We start from the raw sequence: 13,033 nt of genomic DNA, 5'->3' as shown, positions 1-13,033 counted from the left end.
GATAGGTATTAAAATGCCCTCATTTTTCGGTTATATCATCCGATACTCCATTCCTGTATTGCTGCCTGTACTTTTCATTGTCTGGCTGATATTTTTCGCCTTTTACTAAAGCCGATGTCACAACTTTTTCAGAATTTCTGCGGCCTTGTTTTTGTAGGGTAAGTCGGATGACGCAATCGCTTTAAATAGCTTCTGAGCTTTTGCCTTTTGACCTGCCTTTACATAGGCCAGACCGAGGTACCACGCAGATGGGTCTGAGAAAGTAGGATCGTTTAATTGCATCACCTCCTGAAAATCAGCGATAGCAAATTCCGTATTTCCCGACGCAAGCTGACAAATGGCATAATAAAACTGCCATGTGGTATTGCCCGGATCGTCAATCACTGCCTCCTCAAACTTTATCATCGCCGCCTTATAATTTCCACTTTCGTACAAGTCCATAGCATGGCGGTATTTCTGGTAATCATATCCGTCACCAGTTTTCAAAACATTAGTAAAAGGCTGGAAATAAACCTGATACAGACTTACTCCGGATGCTTTGTTACCAAAAATCAAATGTGTTACCGCCCATAAAACAGCAACCGTCATTATCACGGTTAGCAGTCGCACCAATCTGCCAGGGGTACGGAGGTTTGCCAGTTCAGCCTCCTGACCGTTATTTTTTCTTTCTAAAGATGATTTCATCGTATTGTAATCATTTGATAAACCTTTAACGGACAAAATTAGCATAAAAGTGTCTATTTCATCGCAGTTATGATTTGATTCCTGTAAGGGCCAGATACAATTACATTGATTTCTTTACTTTCGTTGTTTTTTTCACATTAATACACCAGATACCGCCAAAGCCTGATTATATTTGCCAACCATATAGCCGCCCGCCTGTATACATTATGGTGACGATCAAATAATAAATAACCTCGTGAGTCAGTTATTGATTTAATATATCTTTGCGGCATGAAAAAAATAGTTTTCTTCTGCTTTTACCTGATTTTTTTAGTAAGCCTCGTGGATAACATTCAGGCTCAGAAAAAAGATGTACCCAAACAAAACAAATGGGGGTATATCGACACTAATTTTATTTTAAGTAAAATGCCGGACTACCAAAAGGCACAGGAAGAAATAGCGCTCTTGTCTGAAGCCTGGACCGAAGAACTTAAAACTAAATACCAGGAAATCGATACCCTGCAAAATGATTTGCAGGAAGAGGCTGTTTTATTGTCACTCGAAGAAAAAACAAAGCGAATGGAGGAAATCAAGGCTAAATCCGATTCACTAAACGCTTATCGCCACAGCATCTTCGGCATTGATGGGCAGTTTTTTCAAAAGAAGAAGGAAATTTTAAAAACAGTTCAGGACCGGTTATTTGAAGCCATTGAAAAAGTGGCTGAAGAATACAAGTTGCAGACTGTCTTTGACAAAGCCGGTGATCAGAATATTATTTATATCAATCCCGTCCATGATTACTCCGATTATGTACTTGAAAAGCTAGGCCTTGGCGACCCGAATGACATTGTAAGATAGTATCAATCATCTCTCTTGAAATAAATCGGGCAAAAGACAAAACTATTGTTAAATTTGCGGTCGGATTTAAAAACTGATGTCATGTTAAGGACATATAATTGTGGTGAGTTGAGAATTCAACATGCCAATGAAACCGTTACACTTTGCGGATGGGTGCAAAAATTAAGGGATAAAGGGGGTATGGTTTGGGTGGATTTACGAGACCGCTATGGAGTAACCCAGCTTATTTTTCAGGAAGGTGAAACCGCCGAAGCATTAATCAGGACAGCCAAAACGCTTGGCCGTGAATACGTAATCCAGGCTTCGGGAACGGTGATCGAGCGTTTTGCAAAAAATGAGAACATGGCTACCGGTGAGATAGAAGTGAAAGTAAACAAATTGACTGTGTTAAACCCGGCCAAGGTTCCTCCATTCATCATTGAAGACGATACTGACGGGGGTGATGATCTTCGTATGAAATACCGGTATCTTGACCTGCGAAGAAATCCTGTAAGAAAAAGCCTGGAACTGAGGCACAGGCTCATGCAGTTAACCCGCTCGTTCCTCGACGATCAGGCGTTTATTGAGGTAGAAACGCCTGTACTGATAAAATCCACACCCGAGGGGGCCAGGGACTTTGTTGTGCCTTCCCGAATGAATCATGGCGAATTTTATGCCTTGCCCCAGTCTCCCCAGACATTCAAGCAACTGTTGATGGTTTCGGGGTTTGACCGCTATTTTCAAATCGTTAAATGCTTCAGGGATGAGGACTTAAGGGCTGACAGGCAGCCGGAATTTACGCAAATAGACTGCGAAATGTCTTTTGTTACCCAGGAAGATGTTTTTGAAACTTTTGAAGGACTCATTAAATCCCTTTTCAATCATATCAAAGGGATAACGTTAGAAGCTTTTCCCCGCATGTCTTACCACGAAGCTATGAAAACCTATGGTTCAGATAAACCTGACACACGGTTTGATATGAAATTTGTAGAGCTTAATAAGGTTGTCCAGGGCAAAGGTTTTAATGTTTTCGATCAGGCTGAACTGGTGGTGGGTATCAATGCCAGTGGCTGCGCCGGTTATTCCAGAAAACAACTGGATGCCTTAACTGATTTTGTGAAAAAACCACAGGTGGGTGCCAAAGGACTGGTTTATGTAAAATATAATTCCGATGGCAGCTTCAAATCTTCAGTGGATAAATTCTATGGTCAGGATGACTTGAAAGCCTGGGCCGAAAAGTTTGAGGCAGTTCCCGGTGATTTGATGCTGGTATTATCCGGTGACATCGATCATACCAGAAAGGCGCTTTCTGAACTGCGGCTGCATCTGGGTGACCTCCTGGAATTGAGGGATAAAGACACTTTCGCACCGCTTTGGGTGGTGGATTTTCCATTGTTGGAATGGGATGAGGAAACCCAGCGATATCATGCCATGCATCATCCCTTCACTTCTCCCATGGCCGAGGATATACCACTTCTGGATACTGATCCCGGGAAGGTGAGGGCCAATGCTTATGACATGGTTGTAAATGGTGTTGAATTAGGTGGCGGATCGATACGGATCCATAACCGTGACACACAACAAAGCATGTTCCGGCATCTGGGGTTTTCGGAAGCCGAGGCAAAGTCCCAGTTCGGATTTTTGATGGAAGCCTTTGAATATGGGGCACCTCCACACGGAGGCATCGCCTTTGGATTTGACAGGCTTTGTGCGTTGTTTGGAGGTTCCGATTCTATCCGTGACTTTATTGCATTTCCCAAAAATAACGCAGGTCGTGATGTAATGATCGATTCTCCCTCTGTAATCGCCAAAGAACAACTGGATGAATTAGGTATTGCACTGAAAATTTAAAGTTGCATGGCAAGGCACATGGATCAGGGGAGAGGATATATAATATAGCCCACCGGTAGCTGTTGCATAACTTAAAAATGTGCTTGTATTTTTATTTTATAGGCGAAAACGGCTGTGTCTCTTTGTGCCTTTGTGTCTCCGTGATGAACAATGGTTAGCCACAAAGACACAAAGGGTCAAAACGTTGTGCAGCAACACCCGCGTCCGCTTGTGCTCCCTCCCCCGGCTGTCTCTTTTTCAAATGCTTGTTCATCATCGACAAGAGGTAACCGTTGCCCGGTTACTCTTGCAGTTGTTGTTTTATGTAGCAACTAAAAAGGCAGTTGCCTCTACGTCGATAGACAAAGCTCCGGTAGACAGGGTAATATTCTGCGTGGTGGTATAAACAAGGTCAAAACTTTCAGAGGTGATTTGCTTGATTTCAAAAGTGTATGTTTCAGCTAAAGCAGTTAAAACCATGGTTATCTCGGTTTCATCCGCTGATAAACTCCAGGTTCCTTCAATAGTGGTTCCCTGATCTTCAATGGTAAAAGTATTCTCCTCAAAAGTAATCGTTCCGTTTAATGGTAAATTTGCCAATATATCATCCACGAAAGGGGCCAGTAACTGATCCGATATAGGCTCACCTAGAGTTGATGCCTGTACGTCAAATGTATTTACTCGCCATGAATGCGCCGTGATGAGTTCAATATTGTTAGGCGAACTGTCGTCATCACTATCACATGCCATTAATAACAGAAATGGGAGAACATAAAAAAAGGTTTTGATCAATTGTAATTGTGTCATTTTTTAGTAACTGTTAAGGTTGTTTAAACTTCAATTTCCACTTTTATTTTGGATACAGCGGGTAAAGGTAAATAACAAAACCGACCAACCGAAGTCTCATTTAATATTTTAATAAAATAAATTAAGCATTTCAGAAAATGGAAATTTGAATATCAATGAATATGGCAAATTTTAAGACTTGACTGATTTAAAAACCGAAAAAATGTATAAAAAAACGGGATCAAGCATTTTTTTAGTCTTTTTGAACTTTTTGTTTGACAGCTTTTATTTCAAACCTTTTCCTGCTGGCAATTCCTGCCCTAAGCTGCCAGGTTCTTGTGGCTTCTTCTACTTCCGGATTCTTCTACTAACGGTAGAGACACCCGTAAAAATCATGAAAATCTTCAATATTAGCGTGAAATCATAAGCGGAACAGAACACTGGAGTACCATTTTACAAATGGATCAAATAGCTTAAAATAAGAGAATAAAATAGCTAACGATTGATTTTCTTTCTTACCGGGAGCTCGAAGATTTTTTCATTATTATTATGGAAAAAACCTGGCAAAAAGAATAACCACTAAACAACCTATCATGAGTGATTCGATTCAAATAATACCCTTTGCCAACCTCGCTCTGGCATTCCTGCCAGTGATTGCGGTGATTGTAATTCTATGGAAATGGGAGCTTGAGTACAAGAATGCGCTCTACGCAGTTGCACGGATGCTCATTTAGCTTCTACTGATTGGTTATTTTCTGGCCTATATTTTTGAGAGTGATGATGCCCGAATCGTTGTTGCCGTGCTGGCCGTCATGCTGTTTTCATCGAGTTGGATCGCCCTTCAGGCATCACTCATTCCCATTATAAATTCGCTTTTTGCCATGGGACTGGTTTCCCTTCCCGGTATAATGACAGGTCAAATCCTGTCGGGTGTTTCACCCTTCATCGCTGCTAGGTATCAGATCATGGTAATGTGTATGATATTTGGTTCAGCCGGTATTTCATCGGCCGTGTTTTTGATTTTGATTAAACATGATCTCAGACAATCATCAATCAAAAAAGGTGACTAAACCGGAATCCATATCATATTTAGCACCGATTATTTTAATTTCTTTGTTATCCTCCATCTCCTTCAAAATCGGACTTCGCTCACGGATCGCTTCAATGTTTAATTTCACATTGTTTGCAGCAACATGTGAAACAAATTCACCATTTTTAGAAGTTTTGTTACCTTCAAAGTCCTGTGATTTCTCCACAGCAGGTTTTATTTTGGTAAGCATTCCGGTAATGTTACCCATCTCAACATTGTCAATAGCGGCCTTCACCGCCCCACAACTTTCATGACCCATGATCATGATAATTTTGGAACCGGCCACTTTACATCCAAATTCCATGCTGCCCAAAATATCTTCATTAATAAAATTTCCCGCTACCCTTGCCACAAAAATATCCCCTATTCCTTTATCAAAAACATCCTCTACAGGTATGCGGCTATCCAGGCATGAAAGAACCACCGCTTTCGGAAATTGGCCATGTGTGCTTTTCCGCACCTGTTCGGCATGGTCTCTTGCCGTAAGGTCATTGTTAATAAATCTTTGATTGCCCTCCTTTAAACTTTGTATAACTGCATCAGGCGTTAGCTGGGCCTGTTCCTCCGCCGTTAAGATTTTTTCTACCAACGGTTCTATATTGGCATAAGGATTTTCGTTTACCGGTTCCTTCTCTGCTGTTTGATTTTGATTGGCGCAGGAAAACATCATCAGCGTCAAAAATAGTACTCCTAGTTGTTCTAAATTTCGTTTCATCGTAATCTTTTTATGCAGACAACAATTACTATCTCATTTAGTTCATGGGTTTCAAACTTTTGATTTTCGTAAATCCATAATTAATTAACACCGTTTCAGTATGTTCTAGCAGTTTTTTCTTACACAAACTGTTATTCATATTGCTACACTGAGAGCGTACAAAAGATTTATAACTTATCATAGTACATGAAGCCAAAGCTTTACCAGTAGCCTGCAGCCAAGCTGCCGTTAAGACCTGAGCCTTCAGCATTTGCATAGAGCTATTTTAAGTCAACCGCGGGTACGTCGGCAACATTTTTTGTCGATAAACAATTGACAACTGTGCATAACAGTGTTATGTTTGCTTTATGAAAGCTTCTAAAGCAGACATCCTGGAAAAGACCGTTCAACTGGCCAGCAACAAAGGATGGGCGGATATATCGGTCAGGGAAATATCCAAAGCCATTGGTTACAGTACCATTAAAATATATTCCGATTTTGGTGGCAAAGATAAGTTGTTGTTTGAGATTCAAAAGCAGGGGTTTGCGATGCTGGAGGAAAAGTATAAAAAAGCAATAGCTGGTCTCAGCTCACCGAAGGACAAGCTGATACAGATAAGTATCGCCCACATCCGGTTTTCCTTTGAACAACAGGCCTATTATGATTTAATGTTTTCTTTGAACGCGGCCCATTGTCAATCGGATATTGGAACCATAAAAATAAAAGTAAGCCTGGTTATCAGGGATATTTTAAAAGAAATTACCACGAATGACAATAAAATGGCGTTTCTGCAATACTACTCGCTTATACATGGTTTTGCTATTGTCTGCAGGGAATTACCGGCTATAAAACCAAATACCCTGGATAATATGGTGAAATCCTTCATGCTAAACTTTATCAAAGGAATAGCTTAAAGATTTTGTTTGGTTAAAGCAGGGCCTCACCCATCTTCTTCAAAAATTATTCCACACGAATAGTTTTATCATGCGTTCACAACAATTCATCCATCTCAAGATGGTAACGGCAGAGAAGCATAGCCCTTCATTCCCTTTGAGCCCAGAAATGGTTCCACAAGCAAACGAAGCTATCCTGGATAAGATCAATATGTCAGCTTTTGAAGGTACTCCTTTAAAAATAATGCTGAGAGACTGTGGTTTGACTTCGTTCATCATTGTAGGAGTCGCAACGAAAATTGGTATGGAACCGGCGGTCAGACATGGTGCAGATCCAGATTTCATCCCAGTGGTTGTTGAAGATGCTTGTGGAGCAGGAGATCAGAAGGCTAGCCAACGTACATTGATGAATTTAAAACACATGAGTGATGCTATCAACCACTGAGGATATCTGCGAATTCCTCCAACAACTGATTAGTCCATTTAGGTGAATACAATTCTTTAACGGATAACCACATTAAATAATCCCTGATGACAACCGGGTATAACACATTCGCATCAAGAACAGCGGTAAACGTCGCACTGTTAATCAGTTTCATACAAACCCAAATCCTCTGAATCCTTCATCAATTCCTCTAATGCTGTTTTTCGCTCTTTGATCATTTGTTTTTTATAAGCGACAAGGTCATTTAATTGTATTCTTCTGTGCCTTCCTACCATTTGGGCTTTTAGTTTTCCTTCATCAATTAGTTTTGTGACGTGTGGTCTTGAACAATTTAAAAATTCTGCTGCTTTTTGAGTTGTAAATGCTGTACCAAAGGGTACTATTGAAACCGCATTGCCATCTCTGAAATTTTTCAGGATTTCTGTTAACAATTTTAATGCTTTAAATGGGATTTTTATTGGCTCACCAGTTTCCATGATGGTGATTTCAGGGACATTTTCAGGATGATTAATTTCATTCATTAATGTTATTAGTTGCTGAAATCCCTGCTGGGCTAATTTTCTTTCTTCATGAGTAGGCGGTGAATACAATTTTAATTCGGACATAACTGTTATTTTTCATTTCTTTAAGTATCGCATAAATATAAACGAAACATTTGTTATATATTTCGCTCAATTATTACATGCAATTTCTCACAAAAAAATGACTCGAAAACTGTTAAAAATACTATCTCGCATATCTCATCTGGCAAGATGTGTATTTACTTTATCAAAAACTTAGTTATCCTTATTTGCTATACTCCCGCTTTTTAACTACCAAATCAACATAAAATTAAAAGCCCGCTCCCGAAATTCTTTATCATTTTCCGGATGAATATTCTCAACCAGCTTCTTCTGGTGGCAGAAGTACCATTCATAAAACTCATCAGAAGTTATATGTTTAAAATCCATTATCTTTAAAATCAATGAACTGAAGTCCAGCAAATAAGCACTGACATCAACGCCAGCCCGATTCAGGCCGTCGATGAGTTTTAGATTTTGTAATTCCGCTTTGATCAGGGTTATTGCAAGCTCAAAAGTATTATCCATTTTTAAAAAAATTTAGATGATCTAAAAAAGAAAAATGGGGGAGCTGCGAATTGGAATCAATCAAAGAAGCCACATAAGTTGGTTGTATCCAACGACATCAAATTGTAATTTTACAACCGCTCAATTGTAATCTTACAACCACCTGTAAAGGTCTTTGGAACAACCTCGGAAATTGATATATTTGGTTTATGGAACACGAAACCAAACAACAGCCAATTAACATGGGAAGAAAGATTATGCAGATGCGCGAGCTACTGGGTATCAGACAGGAGGCCGTAGCCGAAAAACTAGGCATAAGTCAGCAGGCTGTATCTAAAATCGAGCAAAAAGAGAATGTTGACGATGTTATGCTGGATAGGGTAGCCAAAGCTCTGGGCGTCAACACAGAAGCTATTAAAAACCTTGACGAGCAAGCCACTGTTTTCAACGTTGTCCAAAATAATTATGAAGGTGCAACGAATCACGGAGCAGTGCAGAATTATCAATGCACTTTTAACCTGCTTGATAAGTGGGTAGAAGCCATTGAAGAAAACAAAAAATTGTATGAAGAGTTGTTGAAAAGTGAGCGGGAGAAGGTGGCGATGTTGCAAAAACTTCTGGAAGAGCGGAAGTGAAGTAGCTTTTTAATCATGAAATAAACAAACCCTTTCGGATATACAGGCATTGATGTCAATTTGCTCTAAAGCGAAAATATGGCAAATCAAAAAGTACATCGACTTTTGAAACATATTGAATTGAGCAACACATGGCTTCAATGTGACACTTCGACAATTGATGATTTATCACCATCCTGGTACCACCGAAGAGAGGCACTTCAAAATAATTCTCAAGAATATCAGGAGTTTATCACCGAACTGAAACGAGAACACGCCATCGAAACTGGTATCGTAGAGCGCATGTATGACCTGGAGAAGGGGATAACAGAAACTTTCATCAAGAAAGGATTTATTGAATCATATATAAGTCACAATGACACAAACGTGCCTGTTCCTAAACTTCTTGCACATTTATCAGATCATCTTAATGCCGTTGACTTTGTTTTTGATGTGGTAAAGGAAAATAGAGATTTATCAATTGGTTTCATTAAGGAACTGCATGCTCTGGTAACCCGGAATCAGGATTATACTGAAGGTACAGACCAGTTTGGAAATAAAACTAATATAGATCTCAGAAAAGGGGATTTTAAAATCTTTGAAAACAATCCTACCCGGGAAGATGGAACAAAAGTGATGTATTGCCCTCCGGAACATGTTCAGGCTGAAATGGATAATCTGGTGTCAATCTATAACGAAGCCGAACAAAACAGCGTTCATCCTTTGATATGTGCAACATGGTTTCATCATGCTTTTACAACCATTCATCCATTTCAGGATGGTAACGGTAGGGTGGCGAGACTACTGTCTAGTTTAATCCTTATTAAACACGGGCTTTTTCCATTTACAGTGCCTCGTGAAGAAGCCAAGGTTAGATATATCGACGCATTGGAAAAGGCCGATTCAGGGGATCCTCAACCATAGCTAAAGTTTTTGTTATTTTTTAATCTTGAAATGCAATTACCAGCGTTTAAAACATAAAAACACAAATGATGGCCAATTTGAAAATATTACCTGATGATTCAGTCAGCCTAAACTTACCTTCAATTTTTACACGCGCAAAACAACTAATTTTATTCCTGGCAATCATGATGTCATTAAAGTCTTATTCGCAGGAATATGAGCTGATTGAATTCAGTAAGAGTAAAGAACTCAAGGAGTCAGCGCATATCAAGGAATTTTCTAAGGCATTAGAGAATAAAAGAATCGTTTTCTTAGGTGATATAATTCACGGGGAAGCTAACATAGACTCCCTTCGTGCTATTGTGATTGACTATTTGATAAAGGAACAGGGATTTAATACGATTGCTTTTGAAAGTGGCATTTATGACCTGCACATAGCAAATAAAAAGCTAAGTAAGGGCTTAAATGTCAACGCTATTCTTTCAGAAAGCATTTATACTGTATGGTTAGGGGCCTCACTCCAGCCACTTGTTAATGTAATAGATGAAAACAGAGAACAAATAAAACTCATCGGATTCGATCCTAAGTTTTCAGGAATAAATTATGGAGATATAGATCTTGAACTTTACCAGTTACTAAACCGGGTCGGCATAACTCCCGATTCGAGTGTAATGATGGACTTTCGTGACATCTGTGAGGATTTGGCGCTATTTGAAGTTTCTCAACTGGAACCCGATCATTTTTTTTCTACTTTTAGCAGGGTAAAAAACTACTTTGATAAGGCAAACAAAAAAACTGACAAAACAAATGAATGGTTGGTATGGCAGCAGCTATTAAACAATATTGAAGGATCGTATGGCTATATGAAAGGAGAAGGCATAGCTAATCAAACCCAAGAAAGCTGGAAACCGGAAATGGCTAATACCCGTGATAGTCTAATGTCTGCTAATCTTAAATTTTACACGCAATTGTTTCCAGAGGCAAAAATTATTTGTTGGGGAGCGTCGGCGCATTTTGCCAAATCTCTTGATCATTTGAAGGAACCTACTATCCAGGGGTTCAAACCTATGGGTTCCTACTTCGGCGATGAGGCTATCAGTATCGGCGCTATGGGATACACTGGTCACTATGGCTGGTCAGGTAGTATACGTCCGATGCCGGAATTACCTGAAAACAGTATTGAATTTAAACTTTCCCGTAGCATCAACAATGCGGCATTGGTCAATTTAACTTCGTTTGACAATGAATATCCCTTATACTCATCTGTTTTTATTCAAGAAAAACCTATCCAGGGCCATTGGCAAACCGTATTTGATTGGGTCATTTTCTCAAGAGAAATTATTCCAAAAACAAAGGTTGCGTCCTCTTTAGAGCAAAGCCCGAAAGTAGAGGACACAGATATCCCCAAAAAGCCCGGTACTATATCTTCTCAAGAGAAAAAACAAGTGTTGTTGTTAAGTAAAAAAGGGGTAACATTAAAAGGTCAGGTGGTAGATAAATCCGGTCAACCCATTCCATTTAGTTCCCTGGCCATTAAAGGTTCGGCTTATGGCGTGGTTTCCAATGAAAAAGGTCAGTTTTCCATTAAAATTCCTTATTCAAATTCTGATACCCTCACCATTTCAAATGTGGCTTATGAAGTGAAGGAGCTCTGCTTAAAGCATATTGGTAAGAATGAGTTTTTAACCGTTACGCTTGATGAAAAAGTGATAAAACTCCCCGAAATTATCATCTCTGATGAAAAGAGTAGCGCATTGGGGATACTCAATGAAGCCATTGAAAGCATTGATGAAAACTTTCATCACGGCCCTTTTTCAAGCCTCGTATTTCAAAAAAATGTCCTTCTTGATTCAATTAACAACAGCCCTACTTCAATCCATTGGTTGTCCAAAAATTATGTCCCCTCCGGCTATTCAGGTATAACCCCCAATTCTGGCTGGGAATTGATACAAGCCAGAAAAGGAGTCTATAATGAGCAGGAGGAAAAATTCCAGTATAAAAATTATAAAACTACCATTCATGATTTCATTGGGATCAGTTTAAATGATTGGATCCTGTACCGGAAAAACAGTTTTCTTAACCCAAAGAAACATAAATTCTTCACTTTTGATTTGGAAGACGTGTTTAGTCTGAATAATCAAGAGGTTTATAAAATAAGCTTTGTATGTAACAGAATTAGCCCTAAAACATCAAACTTCACTTTGAATGGTGCAAAAATTTTCAGAGGATATGTACTTATAAACGCAGAGGATTTTGCAATTATCAAGATTGAATCTGAGCTTGTCAGCGATATTAATGATATTTCCCGCACAGCATTCAGGAATCTGGACTCGGAACAACCTATCCTCATTTTTAAAACTACCATTGAGTATGAGCATGTCAAAGGACATTATTTTCCAAGGTATGCGTCCAGATTCGAAAACTACAACGATTTCGGGTTTAGGGAATACTTTTATTTCAATCATGAACCAGGTGAAATAAATAATTTCGGAGCCAATTTTGATACTAAAAAGAGCAATACATTAATGGATTGGGCAAAAGTACTTAAAACTGTTGGAAATAAACCCTAAAAAAATATACAAACTGAGCATTAAAATATGAACCTTTATTATAAAACTGACATATCCAAGACATATAAAAAGGATAGGCTAAAAGTCATTTATGACATTTATCAAGTTGGAGCGGTAACTATGATTGCTAAAAAAAGAATGTCGGCATTGGCTCGGCGACAATGAAACATTTGTTGCTGAAGGCCCTACTGTTACTGCCCAAGAAGCAGGAATGTTTTGCGAAGACCATTTTAAAAAATTTTTAACGTCACAAAAATAAAATAGGGTAGTCCCGAATTTTAATAACCAAAGAAGCTGTAAAAGTTATTTGTATCCAACCACATAAAGTTGTATTTTCCATCACTTTTACCCCTCCCCAATGCAAAGTCCTGATTTTGTGTATAAACCTTGGAATTAAAGATATTTGATTTATGGGAAACAAAATCAAATCCCGGTCTAAACACATCGGAAGAAGAATCGGCCGCATGCATCAGTATTAGGAATTAAACAGGAAACTGTGGCTGATTTATTCTGGGTATTTTTTTGACAATGATTAAAAAGTTTCACAAAAGGAAACTTTTTAGCACTTTTTACGTTATAACACATGAAAGTTCACTTAATAAAAAAGCAATCAATAGAGGATTACATCAATAGAAATACTC

The 13,033-nt window shown here is 38.9% G+C and carries 15 protein-coding genes; 9 read left to right on the top strand and 6 right to left on the bottom strand.

Annotation, left to right across the window (positions count from 1 at the left end):
- Positions 1–109, top strand: a 109-nt coding sequence (locus AC04NP_RS29500; RefSeq protein ID WP_482863691.1) for a sodium:proton antiporter, incomplete at its 5' end; no start/stop codon positions are given.
- A gap of 8 nt (positions 110–117) precedes the next feature.
- Here the strand turns inward: AC04NP_RS29500 and AC04NP_RS29495 are convergent.
- Positions 118–684, bottom strand: a complete 567-nt coding sequence (locus AC04NP_RS29495) for a tetratricopeptide repeat protein (RefSeq protein ID WP_482863690.1) — start codon at positions 682–684, stop codon at positions 118–120.
- A 270-nt stretch (positions 685–954) separates the two neighbouring features.
- Between AC04NP_RS29495 and AC04NP_RS29490 the strand changes: the two genes are divergently transcribed.
- Positions 955–1,521 carry an OmpH/Skp family outer membrane protein gene (locus tag AC04NP_RS29490; protein ID WP_482863688.1) on the top strand — a complete coding sequence of 189 codons (567 nt, stop codon included), beginning with the start codon at positions 955–957 and terminating at the stop codon, positions 1,519–1,521.
- An 81-nt stretch (positions 1,522–1,602) separates the two neighbouring features.
- Complete coding sequence (gene aspS / locus AC04NP_RS29485; protein ID WP_482863687.1) at positions 1,603–3,351, top strand: aspartate--tRNA ligase; 1,749 nt, start codon at positions 1,603–1,605, stop codon at positions 3,349–3,351.
- Positions 3,352–3,651: 300 nt separating this feature from the next.
- Here aspS and AC04NP_RS29480 read toward each other — a convergent pair whose 3' ends face one another.
- Positions 3,652–4,137: a hypothetical protein gene (locus AC04NP_RS29480; protein WP_482863685.1), complete on the bottom strand. Its 486-nt coding sequence runs from the start codon at positions 4,135–4,137 to the stop codon at positions 3,652–3,654.
- Positions 4,138–4,928: 791 nt separating this feature from the next.
- On the opposite strand from AC04NP_RS29480, the gene AC04NP_RS29475 reads away from it, so the two are divergent.
- Positions 4,929–5,186 carry an ABC transporter permease gene (locus AC04NP_RS29475; RefSeq protein WP_482863684.1) on the top strand — a complete coding sequence of 86 codons (258 nt, stop codon included), beginning with the start codon at positions 4,929–4,931 and terminating at the stop codon, positions 5,184–5,186.
- Here AC04NP_RS29475 and AC04NP_RS29470 read toward each other — a convergent pair.
- A complete protein-coding gene (locus AC04NP_RS29470) occupies positions 5,166–5,921 on the bottom strand; it encodes a carbonic anhydrase family protein (RefSeq protein WP_482863683.1) in 756 nt (251 codons plus the stop codon). The genes AC04NP_RS29475 and AC04NP_RS29470 overlap by 21 nt on opposite strands.
- Positions 5,922–6,268: 347 nt before the next feature.
- Here AC04NP_RS29470 and AC04NP_RS29465 point away from each other — a divergent pair, with 347 nt between their 5' ends.
- On the top strand, positions 6,269–6,814 hold the full coding sequence (locus tag AC04NP_RS29465; protein ID WP_482863681.1) for a TetR/AcrR family transcriptional regulator: 546 nt from the start codon (positions 6,269–6,271) through the stop codon (positions 6,812–6,814).
- A 70-nt stretch (positions 6,815–6,884) separates the two neighbouring features.
- Positions 6,885–7,238, top strand: coding sequence for a cysteine hydrolase family protein (locus AC04NP_RS29460; RefSeq protein WP_482863680.1), 354 nt, complete (start codon positions 6,885–6,887; stop codon positions 7,236–7,238).
- On the opposite strand, the gene AC04NP_RS29455 is transcribed toward AC04NP_RS29460, so the two are convergent.
- The 3 genes from AC04NP_RS29455 to AC04NP_RS29445 all read right to left on the bottom strand — a co-directional run bounded on the left by AC04NP_RS29455 (position 7,228) and on the right by AC04NP_RS29445 (position 8,326).
- Positions 7,228–7,392, bottom strand: a complete 165-nt coding sequence (locus AC04NP_RS29455; protein WP_482863679.1) for a hypothetical protein — start codon at positions 7,390–7,392, stop codon at positions 7,228–7,230. The genes AC04NP_RS29460 and AC04NP_RS29455 overlap by 11 nt on opposite strands.
- A complete protein-coding gene (locus AC04NP_RS29450; RefSeq protein ID WP_482863678.1) occupies positions 7,379–7,843 on the bottom strand; it encodes a helix-turn-helix domain-containing protein in 465 nt (154 codons plus the stop codon). The genes AC04NP_RS29455 and AC04NP_RS29450 overlap by 14 nt, the downstream gene beginning before the upstream one ends.
- A 207-nt stretch (positions 7,844–8,050) precedes the next feature.
- Positions 8,051–8,326 (bottom strand): hypothetical protein, encoded by a 276-nt coding sequence (locus tag AC04NP_RS29445; protein ID WP_482863676.1) that lies wholly within the window; start codon positions 8,324–8,326, stop codon positions 8,051–8,053.
- A 188-nt stretch (positions 8,327–8,514) separates the two neighbouring features.
- Here AC04NP_RS29445 and AC04NP_RS29440 point away from each other — a divergent pair, with 188 nt between their 5' ends.
- The 3 genes from AC04NP_RS29440 to AC04NP_RS29430 all read left to right on the top strand — a co-directional run bounded on the left by AC04NP_RS29440 (position 8,515) and on the right by AC04NP_RS29430 (position 12,392).
- The gene (locus tag AC04NP_RS29440) at positions 8,515–8,940 is read left to right on the top strand and encodes a helix-turn-helix domain-containing protein (RefSeq protein ID WP_482863675.1); all 426 of its coding nucleotides are present in this window, start codon (positions 8,515–8,517) and stop codon (positions 8,938–8,940) included.
- Between the two features lie 78 nt (positions 8,941–9,018).
- Positions 9,019–9,843 carry a Fic family protein gene (locus AC04NP_RS29435; protein WP_482863674.1) on the top strand — a complete coding sequence of 275 codons (825 nt, stop codon included), beginning with the start codon at positions 9,019–9,021 and terminating at the stop codon, positions 9,841–9,843.
- 164 nt (positions 9,844–10,007) lie between these two features.
- Positions 10,008–12,392 (top strand): carboxypeptidase-like regulatory domain-containing protein, encoded by a 2,385-nt coding sequence (locus AC04NP_RS29430; RefSeq protein ID WP_482863673.1) that lies wholly within the window; start codon positions 10,008–10,010, stop codon positions 12,390–12,392.
- Positions 12,393–13,033: the final 641 nt, after the last annotated feature.

The sequence above is a fragment of the Agaribacillus sp. DX54 genome, assembly GCF_056858335.1.
Note: the sequence above shows the minus strand (reverse complement) of the source record. Positions and strands in the feature narration are given on the sequence as shown.

Excerpts from the sequence above, each read along its gene's own strand:
- AC04NP_RS29490 (WP_482863688.1), top strand. The coding sequence starts at position 955 with ATGAAAAAAATAGTTTTCTTCTGCTTTTACCTGATTTTTTTAGTAAGC.
- AC04NP_RS29450 (WP_482863678.1), bottom strand. The coding sequence starts at position 7,843 with ATGTCCGAATTAAAATTGTATTCACCGCCTACTCATGAAGAAAGAAAA.
- aspS (WP_482863687.1), top strand. The coding sequence starts at position 1,603 with ATGTTAAGGACATATAATTGTGGTGAGTTGAGAATTCAACATGCCAAT.
- AC04NP_RS29435 (WP_482863674.1), top strand. The coding sequence starts at position 9,019 with ATGGCAAATCAAAAAGTACATCGACTTTTGAAACATATTGAATTGAGC.
- AC04NP_RS29460 (WP_482863680.1), top strand. The coding sequence starts at position 6,885 with ATGCGTTCACAACAATTCATCCATCTCAAGATGGTAACGGCAGAGAAG.
- AC04NP_RS29455 (WP_482863679.1), bottom strand. The coding sequence starts at position 7,392 with ATGAAACTGATTAACAGTGCGACGTTTACCGCTGTTCTTGATGCGAAT.
- AC04NP_RS29430 (WP_482863673.1), top strand. The coding sequence starts at position 10,008 with ATGATGTCATTAAAGTCTTATTCGCAGGAATATGAGCTGATTGAATTC.
- AC04NP_RS29495 (WP_482863690.1), bottom strand. The coding sequence starts at position 684 with ATGAAATCATCTTTAGAAAGAAAAAATAACGGTCAGGAGGCTGAACTG.
- AC04NP_RS29465 (WP_482863681.1), top strand. The coding sequence starts at position 6,269 with ATGAAAGCTTCTAAAGCAGACATCCTGGAAAAGACCGTTCAACTGGCC.
- AC04NP_RS29445 (WP_482863676.1), bottom strand. The coding sequence starts at position 8,326 with ATGGATAATACTTTTGAGCTTGCAATAACCCTGATCAAAGCGGAATTA.
- AC04NP_RS29475 (WP_482863684.1), top strand. The coding sequence starts at position 4,929 with ATGCTGTTTTCATCGAGTTGGATCGCCCTTCAGGCATCACTCATTCCC.
- AC04NP_RS29480 (WP_482863685.1), bottom strand. The coding sequence starts at position 4,137 with ATGACACAATTACAATTGATCAAAACCTTTTTTTATGTTCTCCCATTT.
- AC04NP_RS29470 (WP_482863683.1), bottom strand. The coding sequence starts at position 5,921 with ATGAAACGAAATTTAGAACAACTAGGAGTACTATTTTTGACGCTGATG.
- AC04NP_RS29440 (WP_482863675.1), top strand. The coding sequence starts at position 8,515 with ATGGAACACGAAACCAAACAACAGCCAATTAACATGGGAAGAAAGATT.